A 24,207-nucleotide genomic window follows, 5' to 3' on the forward strand; every position below is an offset into this window, starting at 1 on the left:
CCGATTCCCGACTCCCGACTCCCGACTCCCGAATCCCGATTCCCCGCCCCAAACCCTAATGCCGCGACCGCCGCCCAGGCGAACGCACCGCAGTCGCCTCCACCGCCAGCGTAAAGCCGCGCTCCTCGCCGCCCTGCATTGCGCCGACATCCACGACCTGGCGCCGAATCTCCTCGCCCTTGCCGTTACGCACCACCACCACCACGGTGTATTCCCATGGATCGCCATCGGCGGGATGGCGAATGGTGCCGTCGACCTTGAGCGGCACGATCGGTGCCGGTTGTGCGTGCTGCGCCGCCGCCGAGTCGAAGCGCAGGTGGTGCTTGCACGCAGGGCAGACGCTGGCGCTTTCCAGGATCGTCGCCTTGCAGTGCGGGCAGCTGCGCGTGGCACCGGGCGTGCCCGGGCGGGGCGCACTCATGTGGCGTCGCTGTCTCCGCTGACGACCGGCTTGGCCGCAACGACCGGTTTGCCGGTGTCCTCGCCCCAGCCGAAATCGGCCTGGCCGCGCATGCGCGCACCCGAGGCCACGGTCAGGCTGCCGGCCTTGACGTCGCCGACCAGCACGCCGGAGGTCTGCAGCTCCACCTGCGCGGCCGATTCGATATTGCCCTCCAGCTCTCCGGCGATGATCACCTTGTTGGCGCGCACGCCGCCGTTGAGCTTGGCGCCGCGCTCGATGGTGAGATCGCCCTTGACGTTGACATCGCCCTTGAAGCGGCCGGCCAGACGCACGTGACCGGCGCCCTCGATCTTGCCTTCGATGCTGATGTCGGCGGCGATCAGCGATTCCTTGGCTTCGCTCTGGCGCTGCGGTGTGGCCGCGGCGGGTGCGGCGCTCGGTGGCGCGGCGGCGGGCACCGGGGGTGCCGGGCTGGCCTCGGCAGTGAACAGCCGCCCATCGGCAGCCGGGACCTCAGGGGCTGCGGGAACGCCGTCTTTCTTGTTGGGACCTTGATCGCGCCACATCGACATCGGACTGTCTCGCTCGGGGGTCAAGACCGACTATCGCCGCGCGGACCGATCTTTTGTGTGACGGGTTACGCAAACCAGCACCGATGGCGCGCGTGCTCAGTCCACTGCGGGCGTGGCGGCGCCATGCCGCTCGACCCGGTTACGGCCGCCGTGCTTGGCGACATACAGGGCTGCATCGGCCTTCTGGATCAGGCTGGCCCCCAGTTCGCCATCGACCGGGAAGCTGGCCACACCGATCGAGGCCGTCACCCGCGGCAACGAACGCGGGCCGTCGCTGACTGCCAGGGCCGCGATGTGGCCGCGAATGTCCTCGGCCACGCGCAGCGCCTCGACGCCATCGGCCTCGGGAAGAATGACCGTGAACTCTTCGCCGCCGTAGCGGCAGGCGACGTCTTCGGCACGCAGCCGGGTCAGCAGCAACTCGCCCAGCGCCGCCAGCAGCAGATCGCCGCCGGCGTGGCCCTGGCTGTCGTTGAATTGCTTGAAGTGGTCCACGTCCAGCATCAGCACCGACAACGGCAGGCCGCGGCGTGCGCAGCGCGCCAGTTCGTGGCTGAGCGATTCTTCCAGATAGCGGCGGTTGTACAGCCCGGTCAGCGGGTCGCGAATCGACTGCCGGCGCAGCGATTCGCGCAGGCGCAGATTGCTCAGCGCCAGCGACAGCTGTTCGGCGGCCGCCTCGGCGATTTCCAGGCGGGGCATCGGCCCCGGACCCGGCGAAGACAGGAACAGGAAGCCGAGCTGGGTGCCTTGCGCGGACATCGGCAGGCATGCGGTGGTGACGGCGCTGCCGGGCTCGGGCGTACCGATGTGCGCGCACAGCGCATCCCGGCCCAGGTCGTCGACGATGTGCGGCTGTCCACGGCGCAGCGCCCAGCACTCTTCAGGCAGCAGATGTGGCGCGCTGTGCACCAACGGCTCGCCCCAATGGCTGATCGCTTCGGCGCGATCCTGCGAGGCACGCAGCAGATACACGCTTCCGGCAACGCCCGGCAGCAGGCTGGCCAGGGTGCGACTGCTCACCATCAGCGCCTCTTCTGCGCTGATGCAGCTTTGCAACAGGCCGGTATAGCGGCTGAGAAGATTGAGATCGGCGGTACTGCGTTGCAGCGCAACGACGCTGTCGCCCAACTCGCGATTGGCCTGCGCTGCCAGTTTCTCGGCCTGCGAGCGATGCCGCAGTTCGCGCATCAGCAAGGCATAGACGATACCGACCACCGCCAGCCCGAACGGGATGCCGGCCAGTGCCAGCACCAGCAGCAAGGCCGCACTTTGTCGGCTGCTTTCGGCGCGCTGGGTCAGCAGCTCCTGCTCGCGTTGCACCATGGTCAGCGCCTGCTCGCGGATCGCGCTGGTGGTGCGGAAGGCGGTCTGCCGGATGCCCGCGCGGGCCGGCTCCAGGCCCTGCTGCGCGTACACGTCGAGCACGTGCTGGATCTGCTGCAGGCGCGTTTCCACCAGTCGCTGCAAGGTGTCCAGGTGCTGCACCTGGTCGGGATTGTCGGCAATCAGGCGACGCAGGTTGTCGAGCAGGATCGGCAGGCGCTCGACGCTGGTCTGATAGTCGAGCAGATAGGCATCGTTGCCGGTGAGCAGAAAGCCGCGCTGCGCCGATTCGGCGTCCAGCACGCGCGCCTGGATCTCGTCGACCCGGCCAATCACTTCATGCGTATGCGAGACGAGTGCTGCATCGGCCAACGAGCGACGGGCACCGACAAAGATGCCGATACCGATGGCGATGAAGATCAGGGCAGAGAACGCCAGCGCCAGCTGGTTGCGGCGGCGCGCAGTAAAAGAGGAGGGCATGGACGAATGCTAGCCTGCCAGCCTCGACAACACGAGGTCGCCGTTGGCGGGAAACAAGCGCGCCGGCCCAATTTGGCCGGCGCGTTCGCAAACTGCTGATACGGTCACACGGTCAATCAATGCTGCTGATGTTCGGCGTCGTGCTTGTCGGCGTTCTGCTCGGCCTTGTTGGCCATCTCGCGGGTCTTGTCGGCAGTGGCGTCTGCGGCATTGGCGGTTGCGCGGCTCGCATCGGCGGCCAGTTCGCGTGCAGCCACGCGTGCATCGGCGGTGGCGGCCTTGGCCTGCACGGCGGCGCGATCGGCAGCTTGTTCGGTCGCAGCCGCAGCGTGCTTGGCAGCGGAGGCGGCATCGCGTTGCGCCTGCTCGGCGTCAGGGCCCTGGCAAGCGGCGAGGGTGAGAGCGGCGATGGCGCTCAGCGACAGCATGCGGATCGTCTTCATGGGTGGTCCTGTTCCTGTTCCGGTGTTGGAAGAGCGAGCTTATGCACGGGCCGATGCAGCCGGCGTCAATGCGCGGCCGGCCATTCAGCCAACGGGCGGCATGCACCGTGCACGTCGCGACAGGGAGCCGCTCCGGTGCAGGAACGGCAACGCTGGCCAGGCGCCTATAAATCGCGGGCAAAGAAAAAGCCGCTGGAAACCAGCGGCTTTTTCCGAACTCGCTTGGAGCTAAGAAGTGATTACTTCTTGGCTTCTTCGGCGGTGTCCTTAGCAGCTTCGGCGGTGTTCTCAGCCGTCTTGGCAGCGTCGGCAGCCTGCTCAGCAGCAGCGTCGGTGGCGGCGCCGGAAGCAGCCTGGGCAGCGTCAGCAGCGGTATCAGCCGAAGCAGCGGCGGTGTTGGCAGCAGCCTGAGCGGCGTCAGCCGACTGCGAGCCCGAGGCAGCAGCCTGGTCAGCAGCGGTCTGAGCGTCGGCAGCAGCTTCGTTAGCCGAAGCAGCAGCGTCCTGAGCCTGTTCCGGCTTCGAGCAAGCGGTCAGGGCCAGGCCCAGAGCCATTGCGATCAGCAGCTTGTTAATGGTCATTGTTTCAATCCTCGTCGTTAGATTAGGCAACGCGCTATTGCGCGCCCCCGACATGATGACGGTCCAAAGACCAGTGTCAAGCGTGCGCGCATTCAGTTTTGCAAAATCGCCGTTAAAAACAATTAAATCAATTCGATAGCGATGGCAGTCGCCTCGCCGCCGCCGATGCACAGGGTCGCGATTCCGCGCTTGCCACCGCGCGTGCGCAACGCATTCACCAATGTCACCACCAGGCGGGCACCGGATGCGCCGATCGGATGCCCCAAAGCGCAGGCACCGCCGTTGACGTTGACCTTGTCGTGCGAAATGCCCAGCTCGGCGATCGGCGTCATCGCCACCACCGCGAATGCTTCGTTGATTTCGAACAGATCCACCTCGTCCAGTTGCCAGCCGATCTTGCCGATCAACTTCTGGATGGCAGCGACCGGCGCAGTGGTGAACCACTCAGGTTCCTGCGAGTGGGTGACATGCCCCACGATGCGCGCCAACGGTGCGATGCCACGCCGCTGCGCCTCGTCTGCGCCCATCAGCACGGTGATCGCCGCGCCATCGGAGATGCTGGACGAGCTGGCGGCGGTGACGCTGCCGTCCTTCTTGAAGGCCGGCTTCAGGGTCGGGATCTTGGCGATGTCGGATTTGGCCGGTTGCTCGTCGCTGTCGACGACCACCTCGCCCTTGCGTGTGGCCACGGTGACCGGAACGATTTCATCGGCGAACGCGCCGCTGCGCTGGGCAGCCTGCGCGCGTTCGACCGAGGCGATCGCAAACGCATCCTGATCGGCGCGGCTGAAACCGAACTTCTCGGCGGTGGCCTCGCCGAACACGCCCATCGCCTGGCCGTCGTAAGGGTTGGTCAGACCATCCCAGGCCATGTGGTCGACCGCCTGGAAGTTGCCGTAGCGGTTGCCGGTGCGCGAATTGGGCAGCAGATGCGGCGCATTGCTCATCGACTCCATGCCGCCGGCGACCACGATGCTGGCCGAGCCTGCCTTGATCAGATCGTGTCCGAACATGATCGCCTTCATGCCCGAGCCGCACACCTTGTTGATGGTGGTGGCGCCGGTGGAGGTGGGGATGCCTGCGGCAATCGCCGCCTGACGTGCGGGCGCCTGGCCCAGGTTGGCCGGCAGGACGCAGCCAACGATGACTTCTGAAATGTCGGCCGGCGCGACGCCGGACTGCGCCAGCGCGCCGCGGATCGCAGTGGCGGCGAGCGTCGGCGCCGGCACACCGTTGAATTGACCAAGGAACGAGCCGATGGCAGTGCGTTTGGCAGCAACGATGACGATGTCGGACATAAAGGAGATACCGTTTAAAGTGAAACGATTATCTGCCTCATGCTCGGTTCGCGCCAGCACGCCCCCGGCGCTGCGACATTCGCTACGCAATCAGCTGCGACAGCCGTGTGAGGATGCAGTATAAAGACGGCGTTCGGGCCCAGGATTGGGCCCTATCCATGGAATGGGTTCGGGGAGAGCATCAAATGAACAAGACAGACGTCGCCAGGACTGTCCTGGCCTCGGCGTTGGCCGTGGCGTTGACCGCGTGTGGCGGCGGTGGTGGGGGCGGTGGTATCCGTCCGAGTACACCGACGGCACCGCCACCGACGTCGCCACCGCCGCCACCGCCGCCGACTTCACCGCCACCGCCACCGCCTCCGCCGCCGGTGGTGGCACCGCCGACGACCCCGGAACCCGCATTCGACGCGCATCTGGCGCTGACCAACGCACGCGCTGCGCAGGCATTGGGGTTCACCGGTGCGGGCTATCGCATCGGCGTGATCGATACCGGCATCAATTCCAATCATCCGGCCTTGCAGGGGCGGGTCAGCGACAGCTTCATCTATGTGGATCCGCGTACCAACAATGTCGCTGCGGGCGATGTGGTGGGCCACGGCACGGTGGTCGCGCAGCTGGCAGCCGGGCGCGCAGTGGGCCAGTGGCCGGGCGGCATTGCCAGCGGCGCCGGCCTGGTGTCGGCACGCATCATCAGCGACGAAGCGCCGGACGATGACGGCAGCGGTCAGGGCAACGAGGTCGATGGCCCGCTTGGCCTGGGTCCGGTGCATGCCGATCTGATCAGTGCCGGCGTGCGCATCATGAACAATTCCTGGGGCGGGCTGTATTGGAACGACCCGGCGGTGACCAACCAGATTGCGCAGGAATACCGGCCGTTCGTCATCGGCAACGATGGGTTGGTGGTGTTCGCGTCGGGTAACGAATCGCGAGCGCAACCCTCCGATACCGCCGCGCTGCCCAGCCAGCTGGGCCCGAATGGCACGCTGCCTGCCGCCGATCTGGAACGCGGCTGGCTGGTCGTTGCTGCGCTGGATACCGCCAATCCCACGCAGCTGGCCTCGTACTCCAATGCCTGTGGCGTGGCGATGCGCTATTGCCTGGTGGCACCGGGCACCTCGATGTTCCTCGACCCCGATGCGACCGCCAGCAATATCCGCTACTTCTACGGCAGCGGCACCTCGTTTGCGGCGCCGTTGGTCTCCGGTGCGGCTGCGCTGGTGTGGCAGGCGTTTCCGTACTTCAGCAACGATCTGGTGCGGCAGACGCTATTGGGAACGGCCACCGATCTGGGTGCGGCCGGCGTCGACCCGACCTTCGGCTACGGCCTGCTCAATGTCGGCAAGGCGGTGCTGGGGCCGGCGCGCTTTGGTTGGGGCACGGTGGATGTCACCGTCAACACCTTGCGTTCCACCTGGGCCAACGACATCAGTGGCACGGGTGGTCTGACCAAACGCGGCACCGGTACGCTGGTGTTGAGCAGTGGCGCCAATACGTTCAACGGCGACACCCAGGTGCTGGGCGGCACCTTGCAGACGGCCAGTCTGCAGAGTGCGCGCGTTGGCATCGCCAATGGTGCGACGTTGATCGGTGCGGGCAGGATCGGCGGACGCGTCGATAACGCCGGCACCCTGCAGGTCAACAGTGCGACGCTGTCGATCGCGGGCAACTACACGCAGGCCAGCAACGGTCGCCTTGCCTTGAACGTGGGCGACCGGGTGAACGTGACCGGGACCGCGACGATTGCAGGTGATCTGCAAGTGCTCGGCCGCCGCGATTACGTGGTCGACAACGCGACCTACACGCTGTTGCAGGCCAGCAGCGGATTGCAGGGCACGTTCGACACGCTCAGCCGCGGCGCGGCCGTGACCTTCCTGGATGCCTCGCTGACGTACGACAGCAATACGGCTTACCTTGCCTTGCGCAGCTTGAATGCCACCGCCGTCGCCGCCACGCTGGGTATGACCGGCACGGCAGCGATGGATTCGGCAATCCGCGTCGAGCAGGCGTTCCAGCAGGTGGATGCGCAGCAACTGCAGGGCACTGGCGGCATCAGCAGCGGGTTCATCCGCGCCGCAGCGGCGTTGCAGCAGTCGCCGGATGCCAAGGCTGCCGCCGATTCGCTGCGCAGTCTGTCCGGGCGTGCGCATGCCGAGTCGGCAGCGACGACCTTCGACACCATCGATCTGGGGCGGCGTGCGTTGGCCTCGCATTTCGACGGCTTGTCGCAGCAGCCGCGCATGCTGGGCGTCTGGCAGCGTGCGCTCGGCGGGCCGGGCGAAGGTGGCGTGACCACCGCAGGATTCGCCACCTCCGGCTGGATGATGGGCAACGACCTGCGCCTGGCGTCGGGCGCAGTCACCGGCTTTGCCTTCGGCGAAACGCGCTCCAACAGCCTGGGCGATCTGGACGGTGCACGTGGGCGCGATCGGCAGGTGCAGGGGCAGCTGTACTGGGGCACCACGCTGGGGTCGGCGTACACGCTGAGCCAGTTGGGTTTCGGCAACGTCAACCGGCAGATCGAGCGCAGCCTGCAGTTGGGCGAAGACCGCAGCAGTGCCTTCAGCGACTACAGCGGCAGTTACCTCAGCGGCAACCTGGAAACCGGGTATCGCCTGGGTGGCGCGCGCGCCAGCCTGACGCCCTACATGGGGCTGGATTATGTGCGTCTGCGCAGCGAGGGATTCCGCGAAAGCGGCGGCGACGGCTTCGGCTTGCGTGCCGATGCCAGCACCTCCTCGCGCACCCAGGTGCTGGCCGGCCTGCGTTCGTCCTATCGCTGGCGCGGCGTGCAGCTCGGCGGTTATGCCGAATGGCAGCAGGCGTTGAGCAGCGACGGCCTGACGCTGGATGCCAGCTTCATCGGCGTGAACGCATGGGCGCCGTTGCGCGGCATGCAGCCGGCGCGCTCGGGTGGTCTGTTCGGCATCACCGCGGCCGCGCCGTTGGGGCCGCAGAGCCAGTTGCGCTTCGGCTACGACCAGCGGGTGGGCGAGCGTGGGGACGATCGCGCGCTGAGCCTGCGTTACAGCGCCGATTTCTGATCGGCGCGCCTGATCGGTGGTTCATCTGTCCAGGCAAGATGCCTGGACAGGTGGGTCACTCTCCGCGCAGCTTGTGCAGGAAGCGCGGTGCGGTGCGGCCCAGCGGCAGTTTGAGCTTGCTGATGGCCTCGATACGCGCCTCGGCAATCTGGTCGGCCGCCTGCTGCGGCGCGACACCCAAGCGGGAGGACAGGTCGAAGACCTTTTCCAGGTTGTGATAGATGCTGCGGATCAGGCGCATCGCGCGTTCGCGGTTGTAGCCGTCGATCTCCAGCGACACGTTCATTACGCCACCGGCATTGACCACATAATCGGGCGCATACAGGATGCCGCGCCTGTGCAGCTCTTCGCCAATGGCGGCGCTGGCGAGCTGGTTGTTGGCGGTGCCACAGATGATCTTGGCCTTCAGCCGCGGCAACGTGTCTTCGTTGATCGCGCCTTCCAGCGCGCAGGGTGCGAATACATCGGCCGGCACCTGGTAGATCTCCTCGATGCTGACCGCTTCGGCACCGTATTCGGCCACCGCGCGATCCACCAGCGCCGGGTTCAGATCGGCCACATAGAGTTTGGCGCCGCGCTCCTTGAGCAGCTTCACCAGCTCCATGCCGATATGGCCCAGGCCCTGGATCGCGATGCTGGTCTTGCCGACTTCCTCGTGGCCGAGCCTGCGATTGAGCGAGGCCATCAACGCCTGCAACGCACCGTAGGCGGTGAACGGGGCCGGATCGCCAGAGCCGCGATGCACCTGGTGCACGCCGGTGACGTACTCGCTCTCCAGATAGATCTGTTCCATGTCGTTGACGTCGGTGCCGACGTCTTCGGAGGTGATGTAGCGCCCGCCCAGGGTGTCGACAAAACGGCCGAATGCGCGGAACAGCGCCTCGCTCTTGTCACTTTTGGGGTCGCCGATGATCACCGCCTTGCCGCCGCCGACATTCAATCCCGCCAGCGCGTTCTTGTAGGTCATGGTGCGGCTGAGCCGCAGCGCATCGTCCAGCGCCGCCTCGCTATTGGGGTAGGGGCGCATGCGCACGCCACCCAGCGCGGGCCCGAGACGGGTGCTGTGCAGCGCGATGATCGCTTTCAGGCCGGCGTCGCGGTTGTGACAGAAAATCACCTGCTCGTGGCCGGTGGTGTCGAGGGTTTCGAAAAGCATCGAAGGCTCCGCGGGGCTGCGTGATGTGCCTTCCCTGAGGCCGGGCCGGAACCCGTGCAATGGGAAACAAAAACGCGACGTCTGCAGACCCTGTCCGATCACGTCGCGCTGCAACATTTTAAACCACGTCGGCGGGGGCTAGTGTATGAATCTGTTCACCAATGCCGATAGCGCTGCTGCCGGAACCACAGCGTTCCCAGCCATTTGCTCCCTGCGCTGACCGGCAGGCCGGCGTGCAGCGAGTCGGGGTCGGGGCGGCCATCGGCATGCAGATTGTCGAAGCACACCACCGACCCGGCACGTGGGCGCACGCGTACGCCCACGACCGGGAAGTCGGTGTCGCCACCCGCGTCGACGTCGTTGAGGTAGACACAGGCGGTGCGCAGGCGATTGCCGGCAGTGGGGCGGTCGGCCGCGATCGTGCCGGGCGGCAGGTAGTCGCGATGCGCGCGGTACTGCTCACCCGGCGCGTAGCACAGCACCGATAGCGCTTCGGCATGGGTCAGCGGCAGCTGCGCACAGGCCGCCACGCGCGCCTGCGCCGCACGCGCGGCAAAGTCTTCGAGGATGGGGTCCAGGGTGGCGCCGCGGCTGGTGCGGATCGGCGCGCGGCGCGTGCGCGCATCGTCGGGGTCGACCACCTCGGAGGCGCGCAGATGCGGCCGCGCCAGCAACATCAACAGGCGGCACTCGTCGGCAGACAGCACGCCGCAGACTTCTTCGATCATGGGCGCGTCGTGGCGGCGCGTTGCGACATGTCGGGCAGCGAAACGGATGCGGAGGTCGTCGCCGAGCGGATCCGGCGGCGTGATCTGCACGGACGGCGCCGCGGCAATACCCAGCGGCTGCAATTGCCGCAGCAGCTGCGCCGCGGCGTCGGGTTGCGGCCGGACGCCTTCGCCACGCAGCAGGCGCTCGGCCAGTAGCGCGGCAGCCAGTGCGTCACCGGCTGCGGCGGCGCGCTCCAGCAAGGCAACGCAGCTGCGTTGCTGCGCGGGGTGATCGATCCGGCCGTGCTGGATGGCCAGCGCGCGCAGCGCAGGCGGGTAGTTGGCTGCGGCCGCTGCATGCAAGCGGGATTGCGCCTGCGTGTCGAGCATCAACGGGGCGTCGGTAATGGCCACGGTCGCCAACAGATAGCGCGCTGCCGCAACATCCTGGCGCTCGGCGTGTTGCCAGTGCTCCTGCGCACGGGCCAGGTCCACCTCGCTACCCACACCATAGGCCAGCATGCGGCCGGCTTCGATCTGCGCGCCGGCATCGCCTGCGGCCGCACTGCGCGTGTACCAGGCCAGCGCCTGCTCGGGCTGCCCGGTACGCACCAATGCATGTGCCAGCGCCGTCATTGCCGCGGGTTGGGCGGTCTGTGCGGCCTGGGTGAGCTGCTGGAGGGACGGTGCCTGCATGGAGGCATTCTAGGAGAGGCCGGCAACCCTGTCGTGCCTGATCCAGGCGGGCGCCGCTGTGGCCCGCGTAGGTCGATGGCGGTCTCGCCGGTATCAATGCAGGTCGTGCGTCCCCGGCGGGCGACCGGTGGCCATGGACCGGTGGTCGCAGCGATGGGCTGCCTCCTCTAGCCGGTGCGCGATCAGGCGTCCGTGGACAGCGCCAGGTGGGTCAGATACAGGCGCAGGTCGAACTCCAGTTGGTGGTAGTCCGGGCTCATGTGGTTGCACAGCTGGTAGAAGGCCTTGTTGTGATCGGCCTCCTTCAGATGCGCCAATTCGTGGGCGACGATCATCTGCAGGAACGGTTCGGGTGCATCGCGGAAGATCGAGGCGATGCGGATCTCGCGGCTGGCCTTGAGCCGGCTGCCGTGGACGCGCGAGATCGCCGTATGCGTGCCCAGCGCATGCTTCACCACCTGCAGATGGTTGTCGTAGAGCGCCTTGTGCAGCGTGGGCGAGGAGCGCATGTAGCGCTCCTTCATGGCCTTGACGTAGTCGTACAACTGCCGGTCGGTGCGGATGCTGTGGCGATCCGGGTAGCGGCGTGCCAGCACCAGGGCGAGCTTGTCCTGCGCGATCAGCTCGCGCACCTGATCCAGGACGGCGGGCGGGTAACCGGCGAGATAGCGAAGAGTGTCCATGCCAATCGATTGCTGCGAGCTGCGCATGATCGCCGATGCAGGCGCTGCTGGCGAATCTGCACCCGCGAATGTGGCGTCATGTGTCAGGCGTATTCACGAATGCGGCACATCCGGATGCGTAGCGTGCAGCGCATGTTTTGCGGCACGACTGCGCAAGCACACGACTGAACACGGCACCGTGCCGGATGAGGAGACAACAAACATGATCAAGTGGGCCATTATTTTCGCCATCATCGGACTGATTGCCGGTGCACTCGGGTTTGGCGGCATGGCGGGCGCTGCAATGGGGATTGCCAAGTTCCTGTTCTGGGCCGGCATCATCATCGCCATCGTGCTGTTCGTGCTCGGCATGACGATCGCCAAAAAGGTGACCTGACGCCCGAGGCGTGCATCGGTATGCGGTTCGCATGCCGGCTACATCGCCCGGAGTGCAAAGGAGCGGCCAGTGGCCGCTCCTTTTTTTATTCCTGCAAGCTAATCAACCAACAAAACGACAAGCCGGCCGCGAGCGAGGTCTAGCGCAGGACACTCGCCGCGCTCTTGCGCGGATCAGACGCCGGTGTCGTCGGCAGTGGTGTGCAGGGCGATGTTGAGTTGGTCGATGGTCACGATCCAGTCGGCATCGTCGAGGCGCTCTTCACGCAGCAGCTGCGCCTGCGCCGGTGTCCAGAAGGGCGCTTCCTCCAGGCGCATGTCGCCTGGCAGCGGAGAGTGTTCGTCGATGAAGCTGCGGATGCTGACCTCATCCGACGGCAGGCCCAACTGGGCGAATAATTCGGAGAACGGGTGGACGTGTTGTTCCATTGCGACTTCCTCGAAGAGTGCGAATGGGCGGATGCTAAAGCACCTGATTTGAGCGCGCTGTGCACGTCCGGCTTGGATTTGCCCGGGCTCATGCCCATATTTGAGTTCTGAGCAGACAAGCCGAGGCGAACATGGCGACCGGATGGGCAGGTGATGGGGCGGTGCAGGACCAGATCGATGCGACCGTCGAGGATGCGATCAAGCGCGCGCGGAGCCAGCTGCATCAGGGTCCGAGCCTGACTCACTGCGAGGAGTGCGATGCACCCATCCCCGAGGCGCGCCGCAAGGCAGTGCCGGGCGTGCACCTGTGCGTGAACTGTCAGCAGGCGCACGACCAGGAGCAGGCGGCGCAAGGCGGCTACAACCGTCGGGGCAGCAAGGACAGCCAGCTGCGTTGATTGCCACGTGTCTTCAGGGCAACCGGCAAACGACTCCGCTTGCCGTAAAGCGGCTGCGGCCATCGCTTTGATTTACATGCGACATTCGCACGTCGTGTCCTTGCGACGCGCCGACCGAGTCACCCGATAACGGCTGATGACGTCTTGTCCACCGCCCTCAGTTGGCGTTGAAGTGGCTGGTCTCGCGCCAACGGCGCGTGGTGCGCTGGAAGAACAGGCTGTTGGGAACCTGCAGTACGCTGCCGGCGTGGTCGCCGGTTTCTTCCAGGGTCGTGTAAATGACGTTGATGTCGATCACCCGGCCCTTCAGGCCGGGCTTGTCGCCGCCTTCCAGCAGCTCGATGTGGTCGTGCAGGCGGAACGGGCGCGTGGTGATGATCAGGAAGGTGCAGAAGATATTGGACAGCACGCTCCATGCCGCGAAGAACGCCACGGCACCGACCGCCGCGAATCCGGTGAACGCGGTCCACAAGGTGCCGCTGGATACGCCCAGCACGTTCAGTACCGTCAGCACCGCAGTGACGGAGATGACGAAGCTGCCCACGCGACGGATACCGATCATCATTTCCGCCGGCAGGCTGTAGCGCGTACACAGGCGGCGTAGCACTTGCCGCAGCAGTAACCGAACCAGCGCGGCAACGGCGAGGATCAGCACGATCTGGACCGTCAGCACTGCCACGGTCAGCCACTGCGGATTCCAGTGCGGCAGCAGGCTACGGATCATGGTGGGCAAAGCGTCGGACGCGGACATCGGATCGTGCAGGTTCACAGAGAACGCCCATTGTAACGGGGGCGTCATTGCGCAGCCGGTGCGCGGGGTGAACGCGCGCTCAGCGGTGGCGGCAGCGAGCTTGAGTCAAGGATGCTGCGATGGAGTGCCGCATCTCAGCTGTACGTGGCCGGGGCGTTCGCTGCCATGCGCATCGATGGAGGCCAACACGGCGATGCAGCAGCGACCGAACGCCACGATGACGCTGCAACCGGTCAACGCGTTGAACTGCCGCCATGCGCGGACAACGCGACAACGCGCCGCCACAGCTGCTCGGCGCCGCGCACCGGCAACCAGTGCGCCGGTGAACTCAGCTCGATGCATGACAGCCGCGTCGACGGCAGGTGCAGCAGGCAGGCCTGCAGGCGCGCAGGCGTCAACGTGAGCTGCACTGCATCCATCGGCAGCGGGGCTGGGCACTGGGTGGAGCACAGGCTCAGCAGGATTCCGAGAACATGCGGCATGGCAACGTCCGATCAGGGGGCTGCGCCTGGAGCGGCCAATGGCCGTGCTCCCGGCAAACGATGCGGCGCAGGATTGCGCCATCGCAGGCTTGGATGCGGCGAACGGCGAAAGGGTTTAGAACGGCAAAAAAGGAAGCGAGCAGTCGTCAGGTGGGTAAGGACGGCACGCTCTGAACCGAAGTGGCACGACGGGGCCATGCCGATTCCGACCACCGGCCGCGCCCGCCGGGCGGCGGCGCAGTAGGCTGGTCGGTCGCGACTGGAACCGTGCTCGAAAAAACCTGGGCGCGGTTTAAACCTTTGTGCTGCCCGGCGCATCGAAGTGGATATGCTCGACACCTCCATGCCCATCGATGCCTCAGCTTGTGACGGTCCGGCCGGACGCGATGACGCGGCGCTGGCGCGTGCCGCTGCAGGCGGCGATCGCACCGCCTACGAGGCCATCTACCGCCGTCATGCGCCGCGCCTGTATGCGGTGGTGTGGCGGCTTTGCGGGGGTAATGCGGCACGTGCCGACGATGTGCTGCAGGAGACCTTCATTGCCGCGTGGAAGGCCTTGCCGCAATTCCGCTTCCAGAGCGCGCTGGGCACCTGGCTGCACCGGCTGGCCGTCAATACGGCCCTGATGGAGCTGCGTGCGCGTTCGGCTGCGGGCGATCAGATGGTGGACGATGCCGATGGCGAGATCCTCGCTGCCATTCCAGGTGTCGCAGCCTGCCAGGCCACCCAGATGGATCTGGAGCGCGCGCTGGAGACGCTACCGCCGCGTGCACGCGCGGTACTGGTGTTGCACGACATCGAAGGCTGGAAACATCAGGAAATTGCCGACGAACTGCAGATGGCGGTCGGCAGTTCCAAGGCGCAACTGCATCGCGCGCGCGGCCTGCTGCGCGTGCGGCTGGGAGACATTGCATGAATCACGATCCGCTTGATCCGCACGCAACCGATGACGCCGCGTTGTCCGCGCGTCTGCGTGCGTTGCCGCAACAACGTCAGCCACCGGCACAGCTCTGGGAGCGCATCGCGCCCGCACTGACGCCGCACGCCAACGTGGTTGCGCTGCAGCCGCGCCGCCAGCGTGCCTGGGCCTGGCCCGCGTTCGGTGTGGCGCTTGCTGCTGCGCTGGCCGTGGTGGCAATCGTGCCAGGACTCGATCGCTCGACGCAGGCGCCAGCGCCAGCGTCGGCGCGCCCTGGCCTGGTGGCGCAGGCACAGGCAATGGCCGGGCAGTACCAGCAGGCCATCGATGCAGTGTCGGTGCAGCAGGTGCCGGCCGATCTGCGCCCGGCGCTGGCCGAGCTGGACCAGAGTGCACAGGCCATCCACCACGCCATCGCGCAGAGTCCACGCTCTGCATTCCTGTTATCGCAGCTGCAACGCACCTATGCCAAGCGCCTGCAACTGACCCGTCTTGCCGCGCAGGGCGAGACGTCCTTTCCAAGCTGAGGAGCATGCCCATGCGTTACGCCCATCTATCCGTGTTGCTGCTGCTTGCGTTTTGCGCACTGCCGGCGGCAGCGCAGACCACCGTGAAGCAGAGCCATCCGCTGACGCGCGGCGGGCGCGTGGAGCTGGACAACATCGCCGGGCAGATCCGCGTGCGCGGCTGGGACCGCGACGACGTGGCGCTGACCGGCACCCTGGGCGAAGGGCAGCGCCTGGAGGTGGATGAAAGCCCGGACCGGCTGCAGTTCGAGGTGATCTACCCGCGTAACAACCGCAACAGCAGGGGGGCCCAACTGGAGCTGCAGGTTCCGCGCGCGGCGCTGCTGGAGGTGGAGGCGGTGAGTGCCTCGGTGGATGTCGATCAGGTCGATCTGGCGAGGTTGCAGCTCAAGTCGGTCAGCGGCAACGTGGTCGCAGCCGGACGCGCCAGGGAAGCGCAACTGGAAACCGTCAGCGGCGCACTGCGCAGCACGGTGGCCAGCGCACGGCTGAGCCTGGGCACGGTCAGCGGGCAGATCGATGCGCCGGCCGGCGCCAGCGGCGTAGTGTCGGTCGAGTCCGTTTCCGGCCAGATCCGGGTCGGCGCGGGGCAGGTGTCGCAGCTGCGCGCCGAGAGCGTGTCCGGCGCGACGGCGCTGACGGTGACCGGTCTGGCGCCGGGCGGCAGCATCGCTGCGGAGAGCGTCAGTGGCACGATCAGCCTGGGTGTGCCGCGCAACGTGTCGGCAGCGCTGCAGGTGGAGGTGTTCAGCGGCGACATCCGTTCGGTGGCCGGGCAGGTGGAGCGGCCGGAGTACGGCCCGGGCAAGAGCCTGAGAACCCGGCTGGGGGCCGGCAATGGCGACATCAAACTCGAGTCGCATTCCGGCTCGGTGCGCATCGATTACGGCAACTGAGCGGCTGCGCCAACTGTGGCCGGAAACGAACGTGCCACCTTGCGGTGGCACGTCGGTACAACGCTTCGGCTTGCGGGGGGTGACGCTTAGGCGATCTTGTCGCCATCGTTACGCGCAGGGCCGAAGTTGGTGGTGAGCACTTCGATCCGGCCGCCGGTCTTGCGGAACGCGGCGATGTCGGCAGCGATACGCTCACGACTGAGCGGCTGCGACTTGCCTTCGCTGCGAGCGATGCTGGGCTGGGATTTCTGCTTGGTCGCGGGACGTGCCATGTGGCCTCCTGTAGCGGGGAAGTGCGATGACACCGCGTGCGGCTAGGGTGGCGCGCGCGGAAGCGGTGTCGAGAGGTGCGGTCGCGTTCGGTGCGCAATCGCGGCGGCACGGCAAGCGTGCCTTGCTGACAAGCCGGCTAAGCGGTATGCAGCAACCGTGCATTGTAACGGATGGGCGCCCGCGTTGCCTTAACCGTCCGACGGACGGGCCTGGCGGGCCGCCGCCCAGGCCAGGCCCTGCACCACGCCGAAGGATGGATCTCCCTGCACCAGGCGCGATTGCGGGAACGCGGCAGCCACCGTGTCGCGGATATAGCCGGCACGCGACATGCCGCCGGTGAGGAACAGCGTGGCCGGCGGCGCGTCCAGGTCGGTACGGACCTGTGCAAGCAAGCCTTCCAGTTCGCCCAGGTAGCTGGAAGCGGACGCAACCAGCGCGCTGGCCTGCACCTCTACTTCCAGCCCGCGTTCGATGAAGTCCAGCCCGGCCTGGTGCCGGTCGCGCTCGCTGAGCGCGATCTTGCAGGCTTCCACGCCGCGGTACAGGCGCGCGGTGTTGCCGGTGTCCTGCAGCGCCTGCAGGCGCTTGTCGAACGGGGCGGGGACGTCCTGGTACCTGTGCAGGCGGAATTCGCGCTGGCGGGTCATGTCCTGCACCATCGCCGCTTCCACGTAATGGTGGGTGGGCACGCGGGTGATGCCGCGGCCGAACAGCGGCATGTAGGCGGCCAGACTCAGCGCCAGATCGATATCGGTACCGCCGCGCGCGATGCCCCAGGCGCGGTGCACCTGCGGCGCGGCGCTGCCGCCGACGCTGGCATGGGCGATGTCGGTGGTGCCGCCGCCGATGTCCACCACCACGGTGTCGTGACGGCTGTCGTGGCTGACGTGGTAATGCATCGCGGCCGCTGCGGGTTCTTCGAGGAAATCCACGCTGTCGAAGCCGGCCGCGATGGCGGCGGTCTGCAGAATCTCCAGCGCCTGCGCGTTGCCGGCCTCGCCGATGGAACTGCGGAACTGCACTGGGCGGCCCAGCGTGGCGCTGCGGATATTGATGTCGAACTGGCGCGAGGCGGTGAGCCGGATGTGTTCCAGCACGTGCGTGGCGATGCCGGTGATGGTCTGGCGCGCACGCGGATGCAGGTTGTAGCCCAGCATCGATTTGGGGCTCTGCACCAGGCTGCCTTCGCCTTCCAGGAAATACGCATCCAGCGCGTCGTCGCCGTAGACCGCGTTCTGCAGCAGGGCGGCGGAACTGCGCGGCTCGCGCACCTGCTCCTCCATCCACTGGCGGCGCACGATGCGGATCGCATCGCGGCGCAGGCTGTCGGTGCTGGACGTGCGGCCGGCCGCGGCGGCGTCGCGACGGCCGGAGTCGATCAGCCGCTCGACCTCGTATTCCAGCGCCGGGGTCAGGCTGAAATCGTCCGGGTCGCGCATGGTCTCGGGGAAATACACCGTGGTGCGGAACTGCAGGGCCTCGCCGAAGCGCACCGGTACCACCTGGCCATCGACGATCGCCGCAGCGGCGGAGTTGCTGGTACCGAAGTCGATGCCGAGTTTCATGCAAGCGGGCCTGTGAGCGGGCCGCGCACTTTACTACTTCTGCTGCCGGCGACGCCCATCGCACTGCGTTCGGACGTCGCAGCAGCCGAACTGCCGCATGCCCGCGGGCACGCGGCGCACCCAATCAGGCCGCGACGCTGGCGACCTGGCCTTCGTTCAGTTCTTCGGTGGTGGCTTCGCGCACCTCGATGACTTCGACCGCGAAATGCAGGGTCTGCCCGGCCAGCGGATGGTTGCCGTCGACGGTGACCTGCTCCGGGCCCACCTCGGTGACGGTGACCAGCACCGGGCCCTGCTGGGTGCGCGCCTCGAACTGCACACCCGGCACGACCTCGACATCGGTCGGGAATGCCTCACGCGGCACCTGCTGGATCAACTGCTCGTGGCGCGGGCCATAGCCCTGTTCGGGCACGACATCGGCGGTTAGTGTCTCGCCGACGCGCTTGCCGTCCAGCGCGTGTTCCAGGCCGGGCACGATGTTGCCGGCGCCGTGCAGATAGCTCAATGGCGCGTCCGGCGTCGAACGGTCCAGGACTTGGCCGCTGTCGTCGGAGAGGGTGTAATGAATGGTCGCAACGCGACCCTGGCTGATTTCCATCGGAAACCTCCATGACTTGTGATCGAGTGGGATGCGTCGGCTGACTCACGACGCCAAGAGGTGGTGCCCGCCTACCGTAGGCAATCGACCCGGATGATGCAACCGCAGCCGGGGCTGCGGTTAGGGCGAGGATCAGCTTGGTGGTGACGATGTCACCGCTGAGATGCAACTGCTTCCTGCGCGATGCGTCGGTGCGAAGATGAGCCGATCGATGCGCGTCACGTGCGGCGTTTGGCCGCGTGGCGATGCACGCATTCCACGGCCTGCCGTGCGCTAATCCTTCTCGGCCCCACGTTCGATCTGGGCGCGGCGCGCGTGCCAGGTTTCCGGCGTCTGCGGCTTGATGAACAGCGCGGTGAGCTCGGGGTGCTGCCGCTTGGCGGCCGCTTCGATGCGCCCGACGCAGGCTTCGATCTGTGGCGTGGTGCGGCTGTCTTCGAACTCGGCGCTCAACGCGGCGACCACCTGGTTCGGGCCCATCTGCATGGTCAATACGCCGTTGGCGGCGCGCACATCCGCATCGCTGGCGGCAATGCGCAGCAGCGATTCGGTGACGTGCGCATGCGCGGGTTCGCCGATCAGCAGGCCCTTGGTTTCGCGCGCCAACAGGAATGCGGTGAAGGCCAGCACACAGGCGATACCGATCGAGGCGATGCCATCGAGTTCGGGCATGTCCAGCAGCTGCGCGCCGGCCAGGCCCAGTACCGCCATGAACAGGCCGATCAAGGCGGCGCTATCTTCGAGCAGCACGGTGAACGTGCTGGGATCCTTGCTCTGCCGGAATGCCTGGAAATAGCCCATGCGGCCCTTCTTGGCGCGGAATTCGCGCAGCGCCACCACCCAGGAAATGCCTTCGAACACGATCGACACACCGAGCACGATGTAAGCGAGCAGATGGCTCTTGGCCGGCTCGGGATTGCGCAGATGCACGATGCCCTCGTACAGCGACACGCCTGCGCCCATCGCGAAGACCAGCAGCGCGACGATGAAACTCCAGAAGTACAGCTCACGCCCGTAGCCGAACGGATGGGTCGGCGAGGGGGCCTGCGCGGCGCGGCGCAGGCCGTACAGCAGCAGCACTTCGTTGACGGTGTCCACCAGCGAGTGCACGCCTTCGCTGAGCATCGCCGAGCTGCCCGAAATGCCTGCGGCGATGAATTTTGCGATCGCGATGGCAAGGTTGCCGGCCAGCGCGACATAGACGACCAGATGCGAGCCGGTTTTCTTTGCCGCGCCCGGTTCGCCAGCCGTAGGCGCGGTGGATCCTGGCGCAGCGCCGGGGGCTTGGGGAAGCGATGGGTTGGACACGTGCGACCTGCAGGGCATTCGACAAGCGCCGCACTATCGCGCCGGCGCCGTGCCGGAGACGTGATCGCGCGGCCGGGGCGCTACAATCCACGCCCGTTTTGAACCTAGGAATCGCATGTCTTCCGTTCCCGCCTGCCCGCAATGTGGCCTGGACAATACCTATGCCGATGGCGCGTTGCTGATTTGCGCAGACTGCGGCTTCGAATGGAGCGCGGGCGAGTCCGCCGCGACTGCGACGGTGGTGCGCGACAGCAACGGCAACCTGCTGCAGGCCGGCGACACGGTGACGGTGATCAAGGACCTGAAGGTCAAGGGCTCGTCGATTCCGCTCAAGCAGGGCACGCTGATCCGCAACATCCGCTTGGTCGAAGACGATGCCGAGCACATCGAAGGCAATTCGGAAAAGATCAAGGGCCTGGTGCTGAAGACCTGTTTCCTGCGCAAGGCCTGAGGCTGTTGCGGAGCCAGCAGCACAGCCTGCAGCGCGTGTAGGAGCGCGTTTGCGCGCGATGAGGCATGCTCGCTAACGCCTCATCGCGTGCAAGCGCGCTCCTGCGTTGCGGGTCGCTCAATCGCGCGGATACACCGCCGCCACCGTGCAACTCTGGCGCATCCGCGCGGCCAGGCCGCCACGCGTGGTGCTGAGGTCGCCCTGCTGGCCGGATCCGGCAGCCACGCCGGCAAGCGCCATTTCGTCGAGCACATCGACCTTGTCGCCGGGATTGCCGCAGATCGCATTCAGGCCCATGCCGGAGACGAAGCGGATCGGCGGCGCGCCGCTGAGTTCTCGGCAGCTGTCCATCAGTTCGACACGGTAGTGGCGATGCGTGCCGGGGTGACGTGGCGAGACTTCCACCACCAGGCCCTGGCCGTCTTCCGACCACGAACGCAGCATGCTGGGATTGAAGCAGTAGCTGGACGAACCGGCGAAATTGCGCCGGCGCGCTTCGCGCACGCTGACCCCATCCAGGGTCGGGATGCCGCTGTCGCGTTGCCGTGCCGCACTGGCGTATTCGCGCGCATTCAACGTGGCGATCTGGCTGACCGCGCAGTGCTGCTGGCCCGAGCGCACGTATGCCGGCGCACCGTTGCAGACCCAGCCGTGCGCCGCCAGCAGGCTCGCATCGGCTTGTGCGGCCAGTTGCGGGCAGTCCTGCGCCAGGCTGATGCGGAACAGCCGCCCGCCCTGTTCGGCCACTGCCAGCGTGCGCGGATCGGCTTGATGCAGCTCCGTTACCTTGCGCGCATCCAGGCACTCGGCGTTCGGTGCGGCAGGGCGCAGCGGCTCGGCCGCTGCGGTGGAGGACGCGTAACCGAATAGCGTGCTGCCGAGCAGAACTGCAGTGAGTAAACGCATCACGCACATCCTTGGCAATGAGGGATGTCCGCATCATCTGCCAAGCAGGTCGCGCTGACAATCGCAGCAACGCGTGTCGGGTCGCGCGCTCAACAACGCCGGGCGGGCGGCCAGCGCTCGGCACCGCCAGCGCATACGAGTGCATGCCGATGCCGGGCTGCAAGCATGTGCGCGCACGACCTCACGCGCAGCTTGCAACTCGCCACTGCGTTGACGCGGCGCTGTTCGTGCTCAGGGTGCTTCGGGCGGGTCCGAATCCAGCACCTGCAGCTTGCCGCCGGTGGTTTCGGGAAGGATGCGTTGGTCGGTGGCCACCAGCACCACACCAGGTGTCAGCAGCGGCAGCAGGCCGGCCAGGAATGCCGGCGGCACCTGCAGCCGCGCGATGGTGTCGGCATCCAGGGCCTGTCCTGCCGCGGCGCTGCTGCCCGGGATGCCGATGCGCATCCAGTTGGGCATGCGTTGACCGGGCAAGCCGGGCACTTCGCCAGGCAGGAAGCCCTGGCCGACGATGAACGCCTGCGTGCCCAGCGGCGCGGCGCCGGTCTGCGCGCGCAATGCCACTTGCGCGCGTCCGATTTCCACGCCGTTGCGATACACCACCAGTTGCTGATCGCTGCTGCTGACCAGCATCGAGATCGGGCCGGTGGGTGCCAGCGCCGGCTGCCATGCAAAACTCTGGCCGTTGGGCAGCGGCAGCAATGCCCGCTGCGCACCGGTGGCCGGGTCGATCGGGCTGAGCGCACGGGGATGCACCACCGCGTCCGCATCCACGCCGGCCTGCGCGACCACCACCACCATGCCCATGTTGGAATTGTCGAACAGCAGTCGCGCGAATTCCGACGGCAGATGCACGCAGCCATGCGATTCCGGATAACCGGGCAGGCCGCCTGCGTGCAGGGCCACGCCGTCCCAGGTCAGGCGTTGCTGATACGGCATGGGCGCGGCGTTGTAGAGGTTGGAGCGGTGGTCCTTGTCCTTCTGCAGGATGGTGAACACACCGGTCGGTGTCTCATGCCCGGGCTTGCCGGAGCTGATAGTGGAAACGCCGATCAGGATGCCGTTGCGATACGCATACGCGCGTTGCTCGGTGAGGCTGACGATTACCGCCATCGGCCCCCAGCCCTTGCTGACGCCGCCCCAGATCCATTCGCCCGGCTTGAGGTCGGCCGGCGCCGTTTCGGCAGGGCTGGACTGGCGCGCGCCCCAGAACGGCACCGCAAGCGCTGGCCCGCAGACCAGCAGCGTGCAAAAAACAATGGCAGTGAGCAGGGGCCGCATCGGCATTCCAGAGAGCAGTGTCGGCACGATCCTAGCGGGGCAGGGTGTACGCGTCATGTGGTTGCTACCGGGATGGCTACGTTGCGAAGCTCCCGGCATTGCGAGGGACGTGCTGTGTATGCATTTGCGTATTTGCCGAGCCCAAGGCGCAACACACGCACAAGCGCCTGGCCTTGCGCGCCGGTTCAACGATTGTCTTGGTAGATGCAGGAGGGCCGCCGCATTGCGACGGCGATCGGGCAAGGGATGCGTATCGCGCTTGCACGAGACGCCAGGCCGGCGACGTGCTTAGGTCCAACGTGCGCGTGCGGGCCGGCCGATCCGATACGGCAGCTGCGCTCGCTTGATGCCGAGCGCAGCCGCTGTGTCGGCCCGACCTGGTGCGGCTGACAAAACGGAGCTGGCAGGCGTCAGGTGGGTGCGGACGGCGCGCAGGAACCGGAATGTACGCGTGGTACATCCCGATTCCGGACATCGGTCGCGCCCGCCTGGCGGTGAGCGCAGGCGTTTTGCAGCCGCGCTCAGTTCGGCAGGGCGGGGTAGTCGGTGTAGCCCTTGGCACCGCCGCCGTACAGGGTGGCCTGGTCGAGCTCGGCCAGCGGGGCGTTCTCGTGCAGGCGACGCACCAGATCCGGGTTGGCGATGAACGGCCGGCCGAAGGCGATCGCATCGGCGTAACCGCTGTTGATGGCGTGGTCGGACAGCGCCTTGTCGTAGCTGTTGTTGGCGATCCAGGCGCCGTCGAACTTTGCGCGCAGCGCGGCATAGTCGAAGGCGACGTTGTCACGCGCACCGCCGGTTGCGCCTTCGATCACGTGCACGAAGGCCAGCCCGCCGATCAGGTTGAGACGCTCCACCGCACGTTCGAACAGCGGCTGCGGATCGGAGTCGTGCATGCCGTACACCGGCGTGACCGGCGACAGCCGCACACCGGTGCGTTCGGCGCCGATCTCGTCGGCGATCGCCTGCACCACCTCGGTCAGCAGGCGGGTGCGATTTTCGATGTCGCCGCCGTACGCGTCGGTGCGCTGGTTGGAGCCGTCACGCAGGAACTGATCGAGCAGGTAGCCGTTGGCCGCATGCACTTCCACGCCGTCGAAGCCGGCATCGATGGCGTTGCGCGCGGCGATGCGGTAGTCCTCGATCAGGGCGGGGATTTCGTCCAGCGCCAGCGCGCGCGGCTCGGAGACATCTTGGAAGCCGTCCTTGGTGTAGGTCTTGCCTTCGGCGCGGATGGCGCTGGGCGCCACCGGCGATTCGCCCGGCGGCAGCACGCTGGTGTGCGAGACGCGGCCCACATGCCACAGCTGCAGCACGATCTTGCCGCCACGGCGATGCACTTCATCGGTGACCGCACGCCAGCCCTGGACCTGCTCGGCGGTATGGATGCCGGGCGTATCCAGGTAGCCCTGACCCAGCGGGCTGATCTGCGTGCCCTCGGCCACGATCAGGCCGGCACTGGCGCGTTGGCCGTAGTACTCGGCGGCGAGCGGCGAGGGCACTTGCCCGGCGGCGGCGCGATTGCGCGTCAGCGGCGCCATGATCACGCGGTTGGCAAGATCCAGTGCGCCCAGGCGCACGGCGGAAAACAACGGGGACTCGGTGGATTTGGACATCAGCAACCAATTGGGTGTGGATCACGCGCCAGGCGCGACACCG

At 66.8% G+C, this 24,207-nt stretch carries 26 protein-coding genes and 2 other RNA genes; 7 read left to right on the top strand and 21 right to left on the bottom strand.

The window, feature by feature from the left end:
* Positions 1-55: 55 nt before the first annotated feature.
* From AC1KVE_RS09500 to AC1KVE_RS09525, 6 genes are all read right to left on the bottom strand, one after another.
* The gene (locus tag AC1KVE_RS09500) at positions 56-421 is read right to left on the bottom strand and encodes a hypothetical protein (protein WP_016903723.1); all 366 of its coding nucleotides are present in this window, start codon (positions 419-421) and stop codon (positions 56-58) included.
* Positions 418-975 carry a bactofilin family protein gene (locus AC1KVE_RS09505; protein WP_039809913.1) on the bottom strand — a complete coding sequence of 186 codons (558 nt, stop codon included), beginning with the start codon at positions 973-975 and terminating at the stop codon, positions 418-420. Before AC1KVE_RS09505 ends, AC1KVE_RS09500 begins: the two co-directional genes overlap by 4 nt.
* 96 nt (positions 976-1,071) lie before the next feature.
* Entirely contained in the window at positions 1,072-2,781 is a 1,710-nt protein-coding gene (locus AC1KVE_RS09510) for a diguanylate cyclase (RefSeq protein WP_481092344.1), read from the bottom strand.
* Between the two features lie 116 nt (positions 2,782-2,897).
* A complete protein-coding gene (locus AC1KVE_RS09515; protein WP_024938013.1) occupies positions 2,898-3,224 on the bottom strand; it encodes an XAC1346 family secretion chaperone in 327 nt (108 codons plus the stop codon).
* A 239-nt stretch (positions 3,225-3,463) separates the two neighbouring features.
* Entirely contained in the window at positions 3,464-3,805 is a 342-nt protein-coding gene (locus tag AC1KVE_RS09520) for a hypothetical protein (RefSeq protein ID WP_016904096.1), read from the bottom strand.
* 122 nt (positions 3,806-3,927) lie between these two features.
* Entirely contained in the window at positions 3,928-5,103 is a 1,176-nt protein-coding gene (locus AC1KVE_RS09525; RefSeq protein WP_024938012.1) for a thiolase family protein, read from the bottom strand.
* A gap of 185 nt (positions 5,104-5,288) precedes the next feature.
* Between AC1KVE_RS09525 and AC1KVE_RS09530 the strand changes: the two genes are divergently transcribed.
* Positions 5,289-8,144, top strand: a complete 2,856-nt coding sequence (locus AC1KVE_RS09530) for a S8 family serine peptidase (protein ID WP_481092345.1) — start codon at positions 5,289-5,291, stop codon at positions 8,142-8,144.
* A gap of 55 nt (positions 8,145-8,199) precedes the next feature.
* On the opposite strand, the gene AC1KVE_RS09535 is transcribed toward AC1KVE_RS09530, so the two are convergent.
* The 3 genes from AC1KVE_RS09535 to AC1KVE_RS09545 form a co-directional block, all read right to left on the bottom strand.
* Complete coding sequence (locus AC1KVE_RS09535) at positions 8,200-9,300, bottom strand: Glu/Leu/Phe/Val dehydrogenase dimerization domain-containing protein (protein WP_102581102.1); 1,101 nt, start codon at positions 9,298-9,300, stop codon at positions 8,200-8,202.
* 155 nt (positions 9,301-9,455) lie between these two features.
* Positions 9,456-10,706, bottom strand: a complete 1,251-nt coding sequence (locus tag AC1KVE_RS09540) for a 2OG-Fe(II) oxygenase (RefSeq protein ID WP_481092346.1) — start codon at positions 10,704-10,706, stop codon at positions 9,456-9,458.
* 182 nt (positions 10,707-10,888) lie between these two features.
* The gene (locus AC1KVE_RS09545; RefSeq protein WP_039520180.1) at positions 10,889-11,416 is read right to left on the bottom strand and encodes a M48 family metallopeptidase; all 528 of its coding nucleotides are present in this window, start codon (positions 11,414-11,416) and stop codon (positions 10,889-10,891) included.
* Between the two features lie 175 nt (positions 11,417-11,591).
* On the opposite strand from AC1KVE_RS09545, the gene AC1KVE_RS09550 reads away from it, so the two are divergent.
* Positions 11,592-11,765 (top strand): DUF1328 domain-containing protein, encoded by a 174-nt coding sequence (locus AC1KVE_RS09550; RefSeq protein WP_003489471.1) that lies wholly within the window; start codon positions 11,592-11,594, stop codon positions 11,763-11,765.
* Between the two features lie 173 nt (positions 11,766-11,938).
* Here AC1KVE_RS09550 and AC1KVE_RS09555 read toward each other — a convergent pair whose 3' ends face one another.
* A complete protein-coding gene (locus AC1KVE_RS09555) occupies positions 11,939-12,193 on the bottom strand; it encodes a DUF2789 domain-containing protein (RefSeq protein ID WP_016904102.1) in 255 nt (84 codons plus the stop codon).
* Between the two features lie 131 nt (positions 12,194-12,324).
* Here AC1KVE_RS09555 and AC1KVE_RS09560 point away from each other — a divergent pair, with 131 nt between their 5' ends.
* Positions 12,325-12,591: a DksA/TraR family C4-type zinc finger protein gene (locus AC1KVE_RS09560; RefSeq protein ID WP_024938007.1), complete on the top strand. Its 267-nt coding sequence runs from the start codon at positions 12,325-12,327 to the stop codon at positions 12,589-12,591.
* Between the two features lie 157 nt (positions 12,592-12,748).
* Here the strand turns inward: AC1KVE_RS09560 and AC1KVE_RS09565 are convergent, their stop codons facing one another.
* The 3 genes from AC1KVE_RS09565 to AC1KVE_RS09575 form a co-directional block, all read right to left on the bottom strand.
* Entirely contained in the window at positions 12,749-13,342 is a 594-nt protein-coding gene (locus AC1KVE_RS09565) for a mechanosensitive ion channel family protein (RefSeq protein ID WP_054591675.1), read from the bottom strand.
* Between the two features lie 233 nt (positions 13,343-13,575).
* A complete protein-coding gene (locus tag AC1KVE_RS09570) occupies positions 13,576-13,824 on the bottom strand; it encodes a hypothetical protein (protein WP_102581103.1) in 249 nt (82 codons plus the stop codon).
* A gap of 122 nt (positions 13,825-13,946) precedes the next feature.
* A non-coding RNA gene (locus AC1KVE_RS09575) (sX9 sRNA) lies at positions 13,947-14,022 on the bottom strand.
* 130 nt (positions 14,023-14,152) lie between these two features.
* Here AC1KVE_RS09575 and AC1KVE_RS09580 point away from each other — a divergent pair.
* From AC1KVE_RS09580 to AC1KVE_RS09590, 3 genes are read left to right on the top strand one after another with little or no spacing between them, the layout of a single operon-like run.
* Complete coding sequence (locus tag AC1KVE_RS09580) at positions 14,153-14,740, top strand: RNA polymerase sigma factor (RefSeq protein WP_024938004.1); 588 nt, start codon at positions 14,153-14,155, stop codon at positions 14,738-14,740.
* A complete protein-coding gene (locus AC1KVE_RS09585) occupies positions 14,737-15,270 on the top strand; it encodes a hypothetical protein (protein WP_481092347.1) in 534 nt (177 codons plus the stop codon). Before AC1KVE_RS09580 ends, AC1KVE_RS09585 begins: the two co-directional genes overlap by 4 nt.
* Before the next feature lie 11 nt (positions 15,271-15,281).
* Complete coding sequence (locus tag AC1KVE_RS09590) at positions 15,282-16,166, top strand: DUF4097 family beta strand repeat-containing protein (RefSeq protein ID WP_481092348.1); 885 nt, start codon at positions 15,282-15,284, stop codon at positions 16,164-16,166.
* An 86-nt stretch (positions 16,167-16,252) separates the two neighbouring features.
* On the opposite strand, the gene AC1KVE_RS09595 is transcribed toward AC1KVE_RS09590, so the two are convergent.
* The 4 genes from AC1KVE_RS09595 to AC1KVE_RS09610 form a co-directional block, all read right to left on the bottom strand.
* Entirely contained in the window at positions 16,253-16,438 is a 186-nt protein-coding gene (locus AC1KVE_RS09595; RefSeq protein ID WP_010366034.1) for a hypothetical protein, read from the bottom strand.
* A gap of 189 nt (positions 16,439-16,627) precedes the next feature.
* Entirely contained in the window at positions 16,628-18,004 is a 1,377-nt protein-coding gene (locus AC1KVE_RS09600; protein ID WP_481092349.1) for an Hsp70 family protein, read from the bottom strand.
* A gap of 124 nt (positions 18,005-18,128) precedes the next feature.
* Entirely contained in the window at positions 18,129-18,602 is a 474-nt protein-coding gene (locus AC1KVE_RS09605) for an FKBP-type peptidyl-prolyl cis-trans isomerase (protein WP_024938000.1), read from the bottom strand.
* Positions 18,603-18,875: 273 nt separating this feature from the next.
* Positions 18,876-19,910 carry a cation diffusion facilitator family transporter gene (locus tag AC1KVE_RS09610; RefSeq protein WP_374057847.1) on the bottom strand — a complete coding sequence of 345 codons (1,035 nt, stop codon included), beginning with the start codon at positions 19,908-19,910 and terminating at the stop codon, positions 18,876-18,878.
* A 115-nt stretch (positions 19,911-20,025) separates the two neighbouring features.
* Between AC1KVE_RS09610 and AC1KVE_RS09615 the strand changes: the two genes are divergently transcribed.
* Positions 20,026-20,361, top strand: a complete 336-nt coding sequence (locus AC1KVE_RS09615; RefSeq protein WP_039520205.1) for a zinc ribbon domain-containing protein YjdM — start codon at positions 20,026-20,028, stop codon at positions 20,359-20,361.
* A gap of 117 nt (positions 20,362-20,478) precedes the next feature.
* On the opposite strand, the gene AC1KVE_RS09620 is transcribed toward AC1KVE_RS09615, so the two are convergent.
* From AC1KVE_RS09620 to AC1KVE_RS09635, 4 genes are all read right to left on the bottom strand, one after another.
* Positions 20,479-21,267 carry a hypothetical protein gene (locus AC1KVE_RS09620; RefSeq protein WP_225874152.1) on the bottom strand — a complete coding sequence of 263 codons (789 nt, stop codon included), beginning with the start codon at positions 21,265-21,267 and terminating at the stop codon, positions 20,479-20,481.
* Positions 21,268-21,498: 231 nt separating this feature from the next.
* Positions 21,499-22,554, bottom strand: a complete 1,056-nt coding sequence (locus AC1KVE_RS09625) for a L,D-transpeptidase (protein ID WP_104600832.1) — start codon at positions 22,552-22,554, stop codon at positions 21,499-21,501.
* Between the two features lie 378 nt (positions 22,555-22,932).
* Positions 22,933-23,008, bottom strand: a non-coding RNA gene (locus AC1KVE_RS09630) — sX9 sRNA.
* 61 nt (positions 23,009-23,069) lie between these two features.
* Positions 23,070-24,164, bottom strand: a complete 1,095-nt coding sequence (locus tag AC1KVE_RS09635) for an alkene reductase (RefSeq protein ID WP_481092350.1) — start codon at positions 24,162-24,164, stop codon at positions 23,070-23,072.
* Positions 24,165-24,207 lie beyond the last annotated feature (43 nt).

It is taken from the genome of Xanthomonas sp. NCPPB 2864 (genome assembly GCF_056675615.1).

Bases quoted from the DNA above. Each gene is read 5' to 3' on its own strand.
- AC1KVE_RS09500 (WP_016903723.1), bottom strand. From the start codon at position 421: ATGAGTGCGCCCCGCCCGGGCACGCCCGGTGCCACGCGCAGCTGCCCG.
- AC1KVE_RS09560 (WP_024938007.1), top strand. From the start codon at position 12,325: ATGGCGACCGGATGGGCAGGTGATGGGGCGGTGCAGGACCAGATCGAT.
- AC1KVE_RS09545 (WP_039520180.1), bottom strand. From the start codon at position 11,416: ATGCGCAGCTCGCAGCAATCGATTGGCATGGACACTCTTCGCTATCTC.
- AC1KVE_RS09570 (WP_102581103.1), bottom strand. From the start codon at position 13,824: ATGCCGCATGTTCTCGGAATCCTGCTGAGCCTGTGCTCCACCCAGTGC.
- AC1KVE_RS09625 (WP_104600832.1), bottom strand. From the start codon at position 22,554: ATGCCGATGCGGCCCCTGCTCACTGCCATTGTTTTTTGCACGCTGCTG.
- AC1KVE_RS09615 (WP_039520205.1), top strand. From the start codon at position 20,026: ATGTCTTCCGTTCCCGCCTGCCCGCAATGTGGCCTGGACAATACCTAT.
- AC1KVE_RS09620 (WP_225874152.1), bottom strand. From the start codon at position 21,267: ATGCGTTTACTCACTGCAGTTCTGCTCGGCAGCACGCTATTCGGTTAC.
- AC1KVE_RS09565 (WP_054591675.1), bottom strand. From the start codon at position 13,342: ATGTCCGCGTCCGACGCTTTGCCCACCATGATCCGTAGCCTGCTGCCG.
- AC1KVE_RS09515 (WP_024938013.1), bottom strand. From the start codon at position 3,224: ATGAAGACGATCCGCATGCTGTCGCTGAGCGCCATCGCCGCTCTCACC.
- AC1KVE_RS09605 (WP_024938000.1), bottom strand. From the start codon at position 18,602: ATGGAAATCAGCCAGGGTCGCGTTGCGACCATTCATTACACCCTCTCC.
- AC1KVE_RS09510 (WP_481092344.1), bottom strand. From the start codon at position 2,781: ATGCCCTCCTCTTTTACTGCGCGCCGCCGCAACCAGCTGGCGCTGGCG.
- AC1KVE_RS09540 (WP_481092346.1), bottom strand. From the start codon at position 10,706: ATGCAGGCACCGTCCCTCCAGCAGCTCACCCAGGCCGCACAGACCGCC.
- AC1KVE_RS09580 (WP_024938004.1), top strand. From the start codon at position 14,153: ATGCTCGACACCTCCATGCCCATCGATGCCTCAGCTTGTGACGGTCCG.
- AC1KVE_RS09600 (WP_481092349.1), bottom strand. From the start codon at position 18,004: ATGAAACTCGGCATCGACTTCGGTACCAGCAACTCCGCCGCTGCGGCG.
- AC1KVE_RS09530 (WP_481092345.1), top strand. From the start codon at position 5,289: ATGAACAAGACAGACGTCGCCAGGACTGTCCTGGCCTCGGCGTTGGCC.
- AC1KVE_RS09520 (WP_016904096.1), bottom strand. From the start codon at position 3,805: ATGACCATTAACAAGCTGCTGATCGCAATGGCTCTGGGCCTGGCCCTG.
- AC1KVE_RS09550 (WP_003489471.1), top strand. From the start codon at position 11,592: ATGATCAAGTGGGCCATTATTTTCGCCATCATCGGACTGATTGCCGGT.
- AC1KVE_RS09535 (WP_102581102.1), bottom strand. From the start codon at position 9,300: ATGCTTTTCGAAACCCTCGACACCACCGGCCACGAGCAGGTGATTTTC.
- AC1KVE_RS09595 (WP_010366034.1), bottom strand. From the start codon at position 16,438: ATGGCACGTCCCGCGACCAAGCAGAAATCCCAGCCCAGCATCGCTCGC.
- AC1KVE_RS09505 (WP_039809913.1), bottom strand. From the start codon at position 975: ATGTCGATGTGGCGCGATCAAGGTCCCAACAAGAAAGACGGCGTTCCC.
- AC1KVE_RS09585 (WP_481092347.1), top strand. From the start codon at position 14,737: ATGAATCACGATCCGCTTGATCCGCACGCAACCGATGACGCCGCGTTG.
- AC1KVE_RS09590 (WP_481092348.1), top strand. From the start codon at position 15,282: ATGCGTTACGCCCATCTATCCGTGTTGCTGCTGCTTGCGTTTTGCGCA.
- AC1KVE_RS09525 (WP_024938012.1), bottom strand. From the start codon at position 5,103: ATGTCCGACATCGTCATCGTTGCTGCCAAACGCACTGCCATCGGCTCG.
- AC1KVE_RS09555 (WP_016904102.1), bottom strand. From the start codon at position 12,193: ATGGAACAACACGTCCACCCGTTCTCCGAATTATTCGCCCAGTTGGGC.
- AC1KVE_RS09635 (WP_481092350.1), bottom strand. From the start codon at position 24,164: ATGTCCAAATCCACCGAGTCCCCGTTGTTTTCCGCCGTGCGCCTGGGC.